The organism is Pseudomonas marvdashtae (assembly GCF_014268655.2).
In the GTDB taxonomy this organism is placed as follows: domain Bacteria; phylum Pseudomonadota; class Gammaproteobacteria; order Pseudomonadales; family Pseudomonadaceae; genus Aquipseudomonas; species Aquipseudomonas marvdashtae.
Window position 1 is genome coordinate 313204 of record NZ_JABWQX020000001.1, and the last position, 14774, is coordinate 327977.

Consider the following 14774-nt stretch of genomic DNA (forward strand, 5'->3'; position numbering starts at 1 on the left):
TGAACTGATCGTTCCCACGCTCTGCGTGGGAATTCAGCCCGGGACGCTCTGCGTCCCAAAAGCGGACGCGGAGCGTCCATTGAGGCATTCCCACGCAGAGCGTGAGGAACGATCAGTGGCGTTTCTCCAGATGTCTTGGTGGGAGCTTCACCATGTTGAACACCCTTCTTCCAATCCTGCTGTTCGCAGCCCTGGGCCTCGCGGTCCTTGGTGCCTTGCGGCGGGTGAACATGTGGCGCCGGGGACGACCGTCGAAAGTCGACCTGATCGGTGGCCTCTTCGCCATGCCCAAGCGCTACATGGTGGACCTGCACCACGTGGTGGCGCGGGACAAGTACATTGCCAATACCCACGTCGCCACGGCGGGCGGGGCGGTGGCGTCGATTGTGTTGGCGATCCTGGTGCACGGTTTTGGCTTGCACAACCGCATCCTCGGTTACGCCCTGCTGCTGATGTCGGCGGTGATGTTCGTCGGTGCGATCTTCATGTACCTGCGTCGGCGCAATCCGCCCGCCCGTTTGTCCAAGGGCCCGTGGATGCGCCTGCCGAAAAGCCTGCTGGCCTTCTCGGCGTCGTTCTTCCTGCTGACCCTGCCGGTGGCAGGCATCCTCCCGGAAAATTTCGGTGGTTGGCTGGTGGCGGCGATCCTGGGTGTCGGCGTGTTGTGGGGCGTGTCGGAACTGTTCTTCGGCATGACCTGGGGCGGGCCGATGAAGCACGCCTTCGCCGGTGCCCTGCACCTGGCCTGGCACCGTCGCCCCGAGCGGTTCTCTAGAAAAGATGGGCGCGGTGGCCGTTCCACCGGTCTCAAGCCGTTGGACCTGAACGACCCCGCCGCACCGCTGGGTGTGGAAAAACCCAAGGACTTCACTTGGAACCAATTGCTGGGCTTCGACGCCTGCGTGCAGTGCGGCAAGTGCGAAGCGGCCTGCCCGGCGTTCGCTGCCGGCCAGCCGCTGAACCCGAAAAAACTCATCCAGGACATGGTCGTCGGCCTGGCCGGCGGCACCGATGCGAAATTCGCCGGCAGCCCCTACCCGGGTAAACCCGTGGGCGAACACAGCGGCAATCCACACCAGCCCATCGTCAACGGCCTGGTGGACGCCGAGACCCTGTGGTCCTGCACCACCTGCCGGGCGTGCGTCGAGGAATGCCCGATGATGATCGAGCACGTCGATGCCATCGTCGACATGCGCCGCCACCTGACCCTGGAGAAAGGCGCCACGCCGAACAAAGGCGCCGAGGTGCTGGAAAACCTCATCGCCACCGACAACCCTGGCGGCTTCGCCCCAGGCGGGCGGATGAACTGGGCGGCGGACCTGAACCTGAACCTGCTCAGCGAGAAAAAATCCACCGACGTGCTGTTCTGGGTCGGCGACGGTGCCTTCGACATGCGCAACCAGCGCACCCTGCGCGCCTTCGTCAAAGTGCTCAAGGCAGCGAAGATCGACTTCGCCGTGCTCGGCCTCGAAGAACGCGACAGCGGCGACGTGGCCCGGCGCCTGGGTGACGAAGCGACGTTCCAGCTGTTGGCCAAGCGCAACATCCAGACCCTGGCCAAATACAGCTTCAACCGCATCGTCACCTGCGACCCCCACAGCTTCCACGTGCTGAAAAACGAATACGGCGCCTTCGACGGCAACTACCTCGTGCAGCACCACAGCACCTACCTGGCGGAAATCATCGACGCCGGCGCGCTGAACCTCGGTCAGCACAAGGGCGACAGCGTGACCTATCACGACCCGTGCTACCTGGGCCGCTACAACGGCGAATACGAGGCGCCGCGCCAGGTGCTGCGTGCGCTGGGCATCCAGGTCAAGGAAATGCAGCGTTCCGGTTTCCGTTCGCGTTGCTGCGGCGGCGGTGGCGGTGCGCCGATCACCGACATCCCGGGCAAGCAGCGGATTCCCGACATGCGCATGGAAGACATTCGCGAAACCGGCGCCGAACTGGTGGCCGTGGGTTGTCCACAATGCACCGCGATGCTCGAAGGCGTGGTCGAACCACGGCCGATGATCAAGGACATTGCCGAATTGGTGGCCGATGCGCTGCTGGAAGATGCAGCCCTGGCCAAACCTGTGGCTCCGGCCAAACGTGAACCCGCGGAGGTGCATTGATGAGCGACATTATCCGCCGCGACCCTCGCGCCGAGTGGATCGCCCGCAACCGCCTGCACCCGCTGCACGCGGCCATGCAACCGGTACAACACAGCTGGATGGGGCCTAACGGGGTCATCCGCAAGAACGTCCATGGTGTCGGTTTCATCGGCCCCAATGGGATCAAGCGGATTGATCGCAGCGGTGCCCAGCAGGGTGGGGCGAGCAAACGCACCGCGGCCGTTGAAGTGCAATTGCCGCTGCATCAGGTGCCGCAACCGGCGTTCCACATCTGCGTGGTGCCGGACATGGTCGGTGGCCGCCTCAGTAGCCACGACCGCGATCTGCTGGGCCTGGCCCATCAGCTTGCCGGGAGTGACGGTGCGGTGTTGGCGGTGGTGTTTGGCGAGCATAAGGAAAGCACCTTCGCCACGGCGGGTGTCGACCGTTTGTTGGTACTCAATGGCGAGGAATTCAGCGGTTATGCACCGGAACAACGGGTGCAAGGCCTGCGGGCTGTGGATAACCAGTTCAACCCACGCCATTGGCTGCTGCCTGACAGCCGCAGCGGCGGTGGAGAACTGGGCCGGCGCTTTGCCGCAGCCGTGGGCGAACGCCCGGCCACGCGGGTCTGGCAGGTCAAGGGCGAGGAATGCATCGGCCGCGCCGGTGCGGGCCTGCAAGACTTGGCTCGACCGTTGGCACGCTTGATCCTGGCGGCGGCCGAATGCGCCGAACCGGTCAGTGAAACCCGCCACGAAGCCTTGCCGGTAGAGTTATCCACAAGCGTGGCCAGAAGCTTGTCGCGCATCGAAGACCTCGGTGCGGTGGCGGTGGACCCGGGCGCGATCCCGATGGCGGAGGCGGAATTCATTTTCTCCGGGGGCAACGGCGTCAAGGACTGGGCGCTTTTTCACCAGGCCGCCGCAGCCCTGGGCGCCACCGAAGGCGCTTCACGGGTGGCAGTGGACGACGGGTTCATGGCTCGGGATCGCCAGGTCGGCGCGTCCGGCACCTGGGTCACGGCGCGGGTCTACGTGGCCGTGGGAATTTCCGGGGCGATCCAGCACCTGCAAGGCATTGGCGCCTGCGACAAAGTCGTGGCGATCAATCTCGATCCGGGTTGCGACATGATCAAACGGGCAGACTTGTCGGTGATCGGTGACAGCGCGGCGATTCTCCAGGCCTTGATCGCGGCGGTAGAGGCTTACCGCAACGAAGCCAAGCGCGATGCGGCTTAAGCTAAGGAAACGTTCATGACTACCCAAGTGATCAGCCTCGTCTCCATCGGCGCCCACCCGACCTCTGGTCGACCTCGACGGGCCGAGCAAGATGCCCGCGCCGTGGAACTGGGCCTGCAGCTGGCCGGCAACGACCTGCGAGTGCTGCACGCCGGCGACGTGGCCGAACCGGCCCTGCGCGCCTACCTGGGCATGGGCCTGGACGAACTCCACGTCCTGGAAAACCCTGATGGGGCCGACGCGCTGCCGGCCCTCACCGACTACCTGCGTGACGCTGGCGCCCAAGTGGTGCTCACCGGCAGCCAGGCGGAAACCGGCGAAGGGTCGGGCATGCTGCCGTTTTTGCTGGCGGAGAGCCTCGGTTGGCCGCTGGTGGTGGGGCTGGCCCAGGTCGAGTCCATTGAGAATGGCGCGGCCCTGGTGCTGCAAGCCTTGCCGCGCGGCCAGCGGCGGCGGCTCAAGGTGCGCCTGCCCTTTCTCGCGACTGTGGATAACGCCGCCCCCAAACCCCGACAAAGTGCCTACGGCCCGGCGCAGCGTGGCGCATTACAGGCTGAAGAAGTCGAAGTGGTCGACGACAACTTGCTGACAGTGGCGACCCTGCAACCGGCCAAACCACGGCCCAAGCGCTTGAAAGTGATCAAGGCCAAAAGCGGTGCCGACCGCATGAAAGCCGCCACGGCCAAGGCCAGCGGCGGAGGTGGGCAGGTGCTCAAGGGTGTCACCCCTGAGGCGGGGGCCGAGGCGATTCTCAAATTGTTGGTGGAGGAAGGGGTGGTTCGCTAATCCCTGGAGCGCCCAAATCCACTGTGGAAGCGGGCGGGTGTGTTACCCACAATGTCTGTGTGCGCCTCTGTGGATAACCTGTTCGCCCCTCGCTGCACCCCATGTAAACCAGGCGCTCCAGACCTGCGATCAAAAAACGACCAGCCTAACCCACGGTTTTTATTGGGTTTTGTCGGTGAAAAGATTCTGCTCCCGACGAAACTTGCCCCCAATCTCTGTTGGCGCTTCTGTGGATAAGATGTTCGCTATACGCTACAAGCCATACGGAACGGGGCTTAAAGTCTCCTGATCAAAAAATGACCGATTGGCTGTTTTTTTTCAAGAAAGCCTTTCAGAGACGCCTGTCTAGTCGCTGCTAAACAGGTTTTCCACAGAATCGTCAAAATTATCCCCAAACACTGTTGGTGCTTCTGTGGATAAGATGTTCGCTCACCGCCACAGCCCTCCTCTGACGTGGCCTATAGGCAGATGATCAAAAAACAACCAGTCACGCTATAAAACCGTCATTGTTCATAAGTCACGGTTTTTATTCACGTTGCTGCTAAAAAAAAGTAAGGCCTGGATGCATTTGTCCCCATTTGCTGTGGGCGGTCGTGTGGATAACTTGTTCGCCGAACGCTAGGAGCCGCGGCGGGCTTAGCGCCGAATGCGATAGGTCAAATTTCATACAGTTCTAAGGAACTGCCTTGACGCTTGCCTGTCCGGTGTCTTCACTCACGGACCAGGACACCGCGACTTTTATCCATATCAGGTTCAGGGAGAACGCATGATGGATAGCCAGGCCCCTCGCTCGTACCTCGCTTTTGCGTTGACGTGCATCCCGACACCTCCCACCTCGATTCTCAAGCGCATTCGTCGTCGTGCCGCCAACCAGCGTGCGCGCCTATAGCCCCTGAGTTTTTTCCATTCACACCGTTGACTGCCGCTTTAACCCGAACGGGATAGTGGCCAGGCGTACGTGCGCCTATCGATTTGCAGGCAACCGCAGAGTTGCCCTTTTCTGCCTGAGAGGACTTGAACATGACACGGATATCGACCCCCATCAGTGAAATCAAGGAACACTACGACGTCATTGTCATTGGTTCCGGCTACGGCGGCGGCATTGCCGCGTCGCGCCTGTCCCGGGCCGGGCGCAGCGTCTGTCTGTTGGAACGTGGCCGGGAGATCCAGCCGGGCGAATACCCCAACACGTTGCTCGCGGCCACCGAGGAGTTGCAGGTGCATGACCCGGACGGCCACATCGGTTCGCGTACCGGCCTGTTCGACCTGCACGTCAACGCCCAGCAGAACGTAGTGGTCGGGTGTGGCCTGGGCGGCACCTCGCTGATCAATGCCAACGTCGCGCTGGAAGCCGAGCCGGGCGTGTTCGAGGACCCGCGCTGGCCGCTGGCGATGCGCGAGCACAGCGACACGTTGCTCAAGGACGGCTATGCGCGGGCGCGGGAGATGCTCAAACCCACTCCTTATCCGGCATCGGCGCCAAACCTGCCCAAGCTCGATGCCCATAAGAAATCCGCTGATTACCTCAAGCAGGGCGCGCATTTCTACAAGCCGCCGATCAACGTGACCTTCGACAAGCTGCCGAACAACCTCAACCATGTCGGCGTCGAACAATTGCCGTGCAATGGTTGCGGCGACTGCGTTTCGGGCTGTAACAACAAGGCCAAGAACACCACGCTGATGAATTATCTGCCCGACGCCTGGAACCACGGCACCGAGATTTTCTGCCAGGCCGAAGTGCGGCATCTGGAGCGCGATGGCGATGGCTGGATCGTGCATTTCCAATACCTGGACAGCGGTCGCGAGATGTTTTCGGCACCGACGCTGTTCGTGCGGGCCGACATTGTAGTGGTCTCCGCTGGCACGCTGGGCTCCACCGAAATCATGTTGCGCTCACGGGACAAAGGCTTGTCGACGTCCAGTCAACTGGGCGAGAACATGAGCGGCAACGGCGATATCCTCGGCTTCGGCCACAACTGCGACCAGGTCATCAACGGCATCGGCTTCGGTGCGCATTCGGCCAAGGAGCTGGAGCCAGTGGGGCCTTGCATCACCTCGGTGATCGACATGCGCACCGAAGGCGATTGGCGCAGCCGCATGGTGATCGAGGAAGGTTCGATTCCGGGCGCCCTCGGTCGGGCCATGGTGCCGAGCATGGCAGCGTTCGCCGAGATGATCGGCGTGCCCACCGACACCGGTTTCGGTGCCAGCCTCCGGTACAAGGGGCGCGAGGCCGAAAGCTTCCTGCGCGGCCCGTATTACGGCGCGCTGCATAACATGCAGACTTACCTGATCATGAGCCATGACAACGGCAAGGGCCGCATGGTGCTCGACCACAAGGACCAACTGCGTATCGACTGGTCCGGTGTCGGCGAGCAGGAAAACGTTACCCTCGGCAACGAACGCCTGCATCAGAGCACCAAGGCGCTGGGCGGGATCTGGGTCGAGAACCCGATCTGGACCAAGCTGCTCAAGCACAGCATCGTCTCGGTCCATCCGCTGGGCGGTTGCGTGATGGGCGAGGACGCCATCCAAGGCGTGGTCAATCACAAAGGACAGGTGTTCAGTGGCGCCAGTGGCACCGACGTCTACCCAGGGCTTTACGTGACGGACGGCTCGGTCATCCCGACCTCCCTGGCGGTCAATCCGTTGCTGACCATTTCGGCGGTGAGTGAACGCAACATGGGACTGCTGGCGGCCGATCGAGGTTGGCTGATCGACTACACCTTGCCTTCGGCCCCGCGCAAACCGGTGGCGGCGCCGACACTCGGCGTGCAGTTCACCGAAACCATGAAAGGTTACTTCTCCACGGCGTTCACCCAGCCCCAAGGCACCGACCTCAACGCTTACGAAGCGGCAGCCAAGCGCGGCAAGGCCGATAACTCACCCATCGAATTCACGCTGACCATTACCGGCGCCGACCTCGATCGCCTGATCAAGGAGCCGGAGCACGCCGCGACCCTGGTCGGCACCCTCGATGCGCCATTGCTGTCATCCAAGCCACTGGTCGCCAGCAATGGGGTGTTCAACCTGTTCGAGCAGTACCAGGAACAGGTCGGCGTGCGGCACATGAACTACGACATGAAACTGACCGCCGAAGACGGCAGCGACTATTTCTTCAGCGCGTTCAAGACCGTGCCCGAGGACAATGGCGTGCTGAATATCTGGCACGACACCAGCACCCTCTACGTCACGCTTTATCGCGGGCCGGACAAGACCGGCGCGGTGCTCGGCTGCGGTGTGATGCACATCCTGCCGGCCGACTTCGCCAAGCAGATGACCACCATGAAAGTGCTCAACGCGCGCAATGAGCGTGAGCGCGTGGAGGCGCTGGCGCGGTTCGGCAAGTTCTTCGCCGAGATCCTGTGGGAGAGCTACGGCGGGGTCTTCGCCGGTGACGTCTACTTCAACCCGGACGCGCCGCCCCGGTTGAAACGGCCACTGGATGCGCCGGCGCCGGTGGTGCATTTCTTCCAGACCGAAGACAACGTCGAGTTGCGCCTGACCCGCTACCAGGCCGGCAGCAAAGGCCCGGTGATGTTGGTCCATGGCCTGGGCGTGGGCTCGAATATCTTCTCCACCGACACCATTCACACCAACCTGCTGGAATACCTGTGCAAGCACGAGTACGACGTCTGGCTGCTGGATCTGCGGGTGAGCATCCTGCTGCCGGCCAGCAAGAACGAATGGAACGGCGATCAGGTGGCCCAGTACGACTTCAAGGCCGCCATCGAACAGATCCAGCAAGCGACCCTGGCCCGTGACGTGCAATGCGTGGTGCATTGCTACGGCGCGACAACCTTTTTCATGTCGATGCTGGCGGGCTTGCAAGGGGTGCGCTCGGTGGTCTGCTCGCAGATCGCCGCCGACACGGTGGTCGCCACCGCCACCGGACTGAAGGCCGGGCTGCACTTGCCGGGAATGCTCGATGCCATCGGCATCAAATCCATGACGGCCTACGCCGACACCAAGGAAAGCTGGTTCAACAAACTCTACGACAAGGCCCTCAACGGCTATGCCCGGATCGAGGCCCAGGGCTATTGCACCAACCCGGTCTGCCATCGCATCACGTTCATGTATGCGTCGCTGTACCGCCACGACACCCTCAACGAAACCCTTCACGACAACCTGCATGAGTTGTTCGGCGAGTCGAACATCCAGACCTTCGAGCACTTGGCGCTGATCGTGCGCAAGGGGCACTTGGTGGACTTCAAGGGCAACGACGTCTACATGCCGCATTTCGATCGGCTGAAGTTGCCGATCTGCTTCATCAGCGGCGCCGACAACCAGTGCTACCTGCCGCAAAGCACCCTCAAGACCTACGAGCGACTGTGCGAGATGCACGGCCCGCAGTTGTTCAGCCGCCACGAAGTGCCGGGGTACGGTCATATCGACTGCATGTTCGGCAAGGATGCGGTGGTGGATGTGTATCCGATCATCCTTGAGCACCTGGAGAAAACGGCGCTCGGTTGACGCTTGATCGTTCCCACGCTCCGCGTGGGAATGCCGCCATGGACGCTCAGCGTCCGCTGTTGTGACGCAGAGCGTCACGGGATGCATGCCCACGCGGAGCGTGGGAACGATCAAGGGGAAAGCCATGAACACTTGTATCCGCTGGTTCCAACGCATCATCTGGATCGGAATCATCATGAACATGGTCTTCGCGATCCCGGCGCTGTTCGCGCCGGCGTTGCTGACGTCCATGATCGGCCTGCCGCCCGTATTGTCCGATCCCTGGCTGGAAAACGCCGGCATGTTGCTGGTGGGGATCAGCCTGTTCTACATGCCCTCGGGGTTCAACGCGCCGCGTTTCGTCGTGCATTCATGGTTGTGCGTGCTGTCGCGGCTGGTGGCGGTGGTGTTCTGGATCTACCTGATCAACACCAACAACCAGGGTTCGCTGTTCGTGCCGATGTTGATGGGCGACCTGAGCATGTTCCTGATCCTCGGCGTGCTGCTGTACCTGGGCAGCCCGGTGGCCAATCGTCCGCTGGCCTTGCTCTGCGCCGGTTGGCGGGAATGGCGCGCTGGTTGGGCGCTGCGCTGGCAGCGCCATGGTTTCAAGGTCGGCACATGGGTGGTGGTCGTGCTGCTGGGTTTCATCGGCTACCAGACCTGGTACCAGATGATCCGGGAGGTGCCGCAGCCGGACTTTGCCTCCGATGAAGACCACTACAAATACGCCGCCATCGGCCTGGGCATCGAAGCACGCATTCCCTACTACCTGTTCGCCGTGCTGCCGCAGATGTGCCCGGAAAAACTGCCCAAGCCGGGCGGCTACGAGGTGTTCGGTTTCCTCTATGAAGACGGCAACGACCTGCCCATCGGCATGGCCAAGCGGCAACTCGGTTACCCCACGGTCGAGCCGAATTGCGCCTTGTGCCACACCGGTTCCTATCGGGCCAATGCCACTGACGTCGCGGTGCCCGTTGCCGCCGCGCCGGCCAATACCCTGCAGCTGCAAGCCTTCCAGTGGTTCGCCTACGAGTGCGCCAGCGATCCGAAATTCACCCCCGATGCGGTGATGGCGGCGATCAATGGCAAGTTCCAGTTGGGTTTTTTCGAAAAACTCTATAACCGCTACCTGATCATTCCGATGGCCAAGAGTGCGCTGCTCAAGCAGAAGCAGGCCTACGCCTGGCAGAAGCTGCGTCCGGCCCAGGGACCTGGGCGGACCGACACCTTCAACCCGACCAAAATGGTGGTGTTCGGCTTCCCGGATGATTCCACCATCGGCACCGTGGACCTGCCACAGGTCTGGAACCAGAAACCCCGCGAGTCCATGTACCTGCACTGGGACGGCAATAACAACAAGATCCACGAACGCAACTACGCCGCGGCCATGGCCGTGGGAGCGACGCCGGAATCGGTGCTGCCACCGAGTTTCAACCGGGTGACCAACTGGCTGCTGGGCCACAAGGCACCGGCCTGGCCGTTCGCCCTGGACCAGGCGAAAGTCGCCCAGGGCAAACCGATCTGGGATAAGAACTGCGCCAGTTGCCACGATTTTGGCCGCAGCGACACCGGCCAGGTCACCACCCATATCGACCAGTTGGGCACCGACCCCCATCGCCTGAATTCCTTCACCACCGGCCTGGTGACGGCGTTCCACGGCTTCAAGAAACCGCCGTTCGACTTTGGCGCCTACCGCAAGACCCAGAGCTACAGCAACACGCCCACCGACGGCATCTGGCTGCGCGCGCCTTACCTGCACAACGGCTCGGTGCCGACCCTCTGGGATTTGCTGCAAGCGCCGGAGCAACGGCCGCAAGTGTTCTACACCGGCTCCGACATCTACGACCAGGAGAAAGTCGGCTTCATCACCCGCGGGGCGCAAATGAAGGCGTCGGCGGATTTCAAATACGACACCCGCCTGGAAGGCAACCACAACGGCGGTCACCTGTATGGCACGCAGCTGCCGGACGTCGACAAGCGGGCCCTGATCGAATTCATGAAAACCCTGTGACCCAGGGCACAACGAAGGAGCGTTCACATGTCATTACTGCACCATTGGGAACATGAGTTCGACAAGGTCAAGGTCCGCCTGCACGGGTTGGTCACGCGGCTGGAAATGTCCTGGAAAAAACTCGTTAACGACCTGGAACCCGAGGAGTTCGAGGCCATCGTCAAACTGCTGCAACGCGGCCACGACCAGGCCCGGCACGTCATCGACCACGGTGATCTGCCGGACGATGAACCGGCCGTGCCATGGGAACTGGCCCACGGCTTGTCGATCCTCAAGCTCGGCAACGCCACGCCGTTGCCGCAAAAAGAAGAGGATTTGCCGACCCGCGTGCTCAAGGACGGTACGTTACTGGGCTGTCGTAAATGGGAGCTGTTGGACTTGTTGTGGAGCGAGGCGCTGCTCAAGTGGATCGAAAACCTGCGCCACCACGCGCCGTTCGCCACGAACCCGGCGCTGGTGAAAATGGACAACGACGTGGTACTGGCCATCGCCGGCGACTGGGGCACCGGGCCGTTCGACAGCCACGCCCCGGCGGTGGCGGTGGCCAACCAGATGCAATTGGCCCTGGCGGATTTCACCATCCACCTGGGCGACGTGTATTACGCCGGCACCCATTCCCAGGAAGACGTCGACATGGCCGGCTGGCCCCAGGGCAAGCACGGCGCGTTCACCCTCAATTCCAACCACGAGATGTACAGCGGCGGCCACGGCTATTTCAAGGAACTCGCGGCGCGTTTTCCGGTGCAACAGGGCACCAGCTATTTCGCCTTGTACAACGATGATTGGCTGGTGGTTGGCCTCGACAGTGCCTACGCCTCGGACGCGATGAACCTATACATGGACGGCACCCTCAACACCCAGCAGATCGAATGGATGAAAACCCTGCCCAAGCGCAAGAAATTGATGGTGCTCAGTCATCATCAGGGCTTCGATATTTCCGGACACAACAAGACCGCGCTTTACCAACCGGTGTGCGATGCCCTGGGGCGTGAACCGGACTACTGGTATTGGGGCCATCTGCACAACGGCATTTGCTACGCGCCGCAAGGCGGGCTGCACGCGCGCTGTGCCGGGCATGGTGCGATCCCTTACGGCACCACCAGCGAGCTGAACGGGCATGCGCGGGTGTTGTGGTCGGAAACCGAATTGGCGGGGGACGAGGCGTATCCGGAGCGGGTGTTGAATGGGTATGTGAAAGTGCAGCTGAGGGGGGAGGAGATTATCGAGACGTTTTATGGGGAGGATGGCAGTGTGCGGTGGTCGTCCAGCCGATGATCGTTCCCACGCTCTGCGTCACTGGTGTGATGATCGTTCCCACGCTCTGCGTGGGAATGCCTCTACGGACGCTCCGCGTTCGGCTTTTTGGACGCAGAGCGTCCCGGGCTGCATTCCCACGCGGAGCGTGGGAATGATCAGCCGAAGCGCTGGGTTTTAACCCTGGACCGGCACGCCCTTGAGGTACGGCGCCGGTTCGGCCCCCAGGTTGTTGAGCATGCGCTCGCTGTACCAGTCCACGAAGTTCACCACGCCAAACTCATAGGTCTTGGAGTACGGGCCGGGCTGGTAGGCGGTGGAGTTGATGCCGCGCTGGTTTTCTTCGGCCAGGCGACGGTCCTGGTCGTTGGTGGCGTCCCAGACTTCGCGCATGCGCGCCACGTCGTAGTCCACGCCTTCGACCGCGTCCTTGTGCACGATCCACTTGGTGGTGACCATGGTTTCCTGGGCGCTGATCGGCCACACGGTGAAGACGATGATGTGGTCGCCCATGCAGTGGTTCCACGAGTGCGGCAGGTGCAGGATGCGCATCGAGCCCAGGTCCGGGTTCTTGATGCGGCCCATCAGCTTGGCGCAGCCTTGCTTGCCGTCCATGGTCATCGACACGGTGCCCTTGAGCAGCGGCATGCGCACGATGCGGTTGCGCAGGCCGAAGCTGGCGTGGGCGTAAGGGATCTTCTCGGCGTCCCAGGCGGCGGCGGAAGCGGCCACGTGGTCCTTGAAAGCCTGGTCGGCCCGTGGGTCGGTGACATCGTCCCATTCCAGCAGGGTCTTGAGCAATTCGGGGTGCGAGGCGTTGCAGTGGTAGCACTCGCGGTTGTTTTCCAGTACCAGCTTCCAATTGGCCTTTTCGAACAAGGTGGTCTGGATCGCCACCTTGGTGTTCTCCATGTCGTAGGGTTCCATGTAATGGTTCAGGGTCGACAGGAAGTCATCGATGGCCGGCGGGTTCTCGGCCAGGCTGATGAAGATATAGCCGCCAGCGGTCTTCACGTTCACCGGCTTGAGGCCGTACTGCTTCATGTCGAAGTCGGCGCCCATCTCGGTACCGGCGAACAGCAGGCGACCGTCCAGCTCGTAGGTCCACTGGTGGTAATGGCAGACCAGCTTGGCGACCTTGCCCTTTTCGCTGGTGCACAGCCGCGAACCGCGGTGGCGGCAGACGTTATGGAACGCATGCACCACGCCCTCGGCGCCGCGAATCACGATGATCGGGTTCTTGCCGATCTGCAGCGTCAGGTAGTTGCCCTTGGCCGGGATTTCGCAGGTCATGCCGGCGATCAACCACTCCTTCTGAAAGATTTCCTGCATGTCGATATCAAACAGGCGCTCATCGGAGTAGAACGGCTGCGGCAGCGAGAAGGTGCGCTCGCGCTCTTGCAACATTTGCGCGGTGGCCTTGCGTGCGGGTTCCAGCGGATCGCCCAGGCTCAGGGTAGTGGTGTCCATCGTTTTATCCTCGTGGCTCTCTAAGCGGAGCCGGTGAAAATGGCTAATCGGTTGTGCTACGCAAGGCAGAAAACTTTGTTTATCTGTTGGGGCGAGTGTGGGGCCGCGCAGGGGCGCAACCTTATCCATGGGCGACATGGCCCAATCTGTTCCCGACGCGCAAGCCCCGGTAGTTGGGGGCTGGTCGCGATAAGTATGTGAATGTCGCAGATAGGTAAATGGTCACCCAGGCGCCTGCGCACAATCGCCCTCATGAAGGCCGACAGTCGGCCGTGGAGATCAGCATGTCCAATAACTTCCTGAACCCGGTCACCACCCAGACCTGGGCCAATGGCCGACATATCGTACGTTGCGTCAAAGTCATCCAGGAAACCTGGGATGTGCGCACCTTCTGCTTCATGGCCGACCAGCCGATCATGTTCTTTTTCAAGCCCGGGCAATTCGTCACCCTGGAGCTGGAAATCGAAGGCCAGCCGATCATGCGTTCCTACACGATCTCCAGCTCGCCGTCGGTGCCCTACAGCTTCTCGGTGACCATCAAGCGCGTGCCGGGGGGCAAGGTGTCCAACTGGCTGCACGACACCTTGCACGAAGGCCAGGAGTTGGCGGTGCACGGGCCGGTGGGGTTGTTCAACGCCATCGACTTCTCCAGCCCCAAGGTGCTCTACCTCAGCGGCGGCGTCGGGATTACCCCGGTGATGTCCATGGCGCGCTGGTACTACGACACCAACGCCAATGTCGACATGACCTTTATTCACAGCGCCCGCTCGCCCAAGGACATCATCTACCACCGCGAGCTGGAGCACATGGCATCGCGGATCGACAACTTCAGCTTGCACCTGATCTGTGAAAAACATGGCCTGGGCGAGCCTTGGGCCGGCTATCGCGGTTATCTGAACCACAAGATGCTGGAACTGATGGTGCCCGACTTCCTCGAGCGCGAAGTGTTCTGTTGCGGCCCGACCCCATACATGACCGCGGTCAAGCGTCTGCTGGAAGCGGCCGGCTACGACATGAAGCGGTACCACGAGGAATCCTTCGGCGCTACGCCACCAGAAGCCCGTGCCGATGCGGTGGAACAAGCCGAACAGGCAGCGGACGCTCCCGAAGTCGATGCCGCGGACCTGCACCTGGTGGAATTCACCTCGTCGGGCAAGAGCATCCGCGTGGGGCCGGGAGAAACCGTCCACGCCGCCGCCGCCAAGCTCGGCATGATGATCCCCAAGGCCTGCGGCATGGGCATCTGCGGCACCTGCAAAGTACTGAAGCTGGGCGGGGAAGTGGAGATGGAGCACAACGGCGGGATCACCGAAGACGACGAGGCCGAGGGTTACATCCTGTCTTGCTGCAGCGTGCCGAAGGGGGATGTGCGGATCGATTTCTGATCTGCCCATCCTGGTAGCGGTGAGCCCCCTGTGGCGAGGGAGCTTGCTCCCGCTCGGCTGCGCAGCAGTCGTCATC

Annotated in this window: 8 protein-coding genes; 7 read left to right on the top strand and 1 reads right to left on the bottom strand. The window is 61.9% G+C overall.

The features are described 5' to 3' along the window. The first annotated feature begins 152 nt into the window (after positions 1 to 152). The 6 genes from dgcB to HU742_RS01560 all read left to right on the top strand — a co-directional run bounded on the left by dgcB (position 153) and on the right by HU742_RS01560 (position 11864). Entirely contained in the window at positions 153 to 2117 is a 1965-nt protein-coding gene (dgcB, locus tag HU742_RS01535; RefSeq protein WP_186643489.1) for a dimethylglycine demethylation protein DgcB, read from the top strand. Next, entirely contained in the window at positions 2117 to 3337 is a 1221-nt protein-coding gene (etfA, locus tag HU742_RS01540; protein WP_186634326.1) for an electron transfer flavoprotein subunit alpha, read from the top strand. The genes dgcB and etfA overlap by 1 nt, the downstream gene beginning before the upstream one ends. A 15-nt stretch (positions 3338 to 3352) precedes the next feature. Further along, a complete protein-coding gene (gene etfB, locus HU742_RS01545; protein WP_186634329.1) occupies positions 3353 to 4123 on the top strand; it encodes an electron transfer flavoprotein subunit beta in 771 nt (256 codons plus the stop codon). A 1020-nt stretch (positions 4124 to 5143) separates the two neighbouring features. Then, positions 5144 to 8596, top strand: coding sequence for a GMC oxidoreductase (locus HU742_RS01550; protein ID WP_186643490.1), 3453 nt, complete (start codon positions 5144 to 5146; stop codon positions 8594 to 8596). 124 nt (positions 8597 to 8720) lie between these two features. Next, positions 8721 to 10589 carry a c-type cytochrome gene (locus tag HU742_RS01555; protein WP_186643491.1) on the top strand — a complete coding sequence of 623 codons (1869 nt, stop codon included), beginning with the start codon at positions 8721 to 8723 and terminating at the stop codon, positions 10587 to 10589. 27 nt (positions 10590 to 10616) lie between these two features. After that, positions 10617 to 11864 carry a metallophosphoesterase gene (locus tag HU742_RS01560; protein WP_186643492.1) on the top strand — a complete coding sequence of 416 codons (1248 nt, stop codon included), beginning with the start codon at positions 10617 to 10619 and terminating at the stop codon, positions 11862 to 11864. Positions 11865 to 12020: 156 nt separating this feature from the next. Here the strand turns inward: HU742_RS01560 and gbca are convergent, their stop codons facing one another. Then, positions 12021 to 13313: a glycine betaine monooxygenase oxygenase subunit gene (gbca, locus tag HU742_RS01565; RefSeq protein ID WP_186643493.1), complete on the bottom strand. Its 1293-nt coding sequence runs from the start codon at positions 13311 to 13313 to the stop codon at positions 12021 to 12023. Between the two features lie 284 nt (positions 13314 to 13597). Here gbca and gbcB point away from each other — a divergent pair, with 284 nt between their 5' ends. Further along, positions 13598 to 14698: a glycine betaine monooxygenase reductase subunit gene (gbcB, locus tag HU742_RS01570; RefSeq protein WP_186643494.1), complete on the top strand. Its 1101-nt coding sequence runs from the start codon at positions 13598 to 13600 to the stop codon at positions 14696 to 14698. Positions 14699 to 14774 lie beyond the last annotated feature (76 nt).

Bases quoted from the DNA above. Each gene is read 5' to 3' on its own strand.
- dgcB (WP_186643489.1), top strand. From the start codon at position 153: ATGTTGAACACCCTTCTTCCAATCCTGCTGTTCGCAGCCCTGGGCCTC.
- etfA (WP_186634326.1), top strand. From the start codon at position 2,117: ATGAGCGACATTATCCGCCGCGACCCTCGCGCCGAGTGGATCGCCCGC.
- etfB (WP_186634329.1), top strand. From the start codon at position 3,353: ATGACTACCCAAGTGATCAGCCTCGTCTCCATCGGCGCCCACCCGACC.
- HU742_RS01550 (WP_186643490.1), top strand. From the start codon at position 5,144: ATGACACGGATATCGACCCCCATCAGTGAAATCAAGGAACACTACGAC.
- HU742_RS01555 (WP_186643491.1), top strand. From the start codon at position 8,721: ATGAACACTTGTATCCGCTGGTTCCAACGCATCATCTGGATCGGAATC.
- HU742_RS01560 (WP_186643492.1), top strand. From the start codon at position 10,617: ATGTCATTACTGCACCATTGGGAACATGAGTTCGACAAGGTCAAGGTC.
- gbca (WP_186643493.1), bottom strand. From the start codon at position 13,313: ATGGACACCACTACCCTGAGCCTGGGCGATCCGCTGGAACCCGCACGC.
- gbcB (WP_186643494.1), top strand. From the start codon at position 13,598: ATGTCCAATAACTTCCTGAACCCGGTCACCACCCAGACCTGGGCCAAT.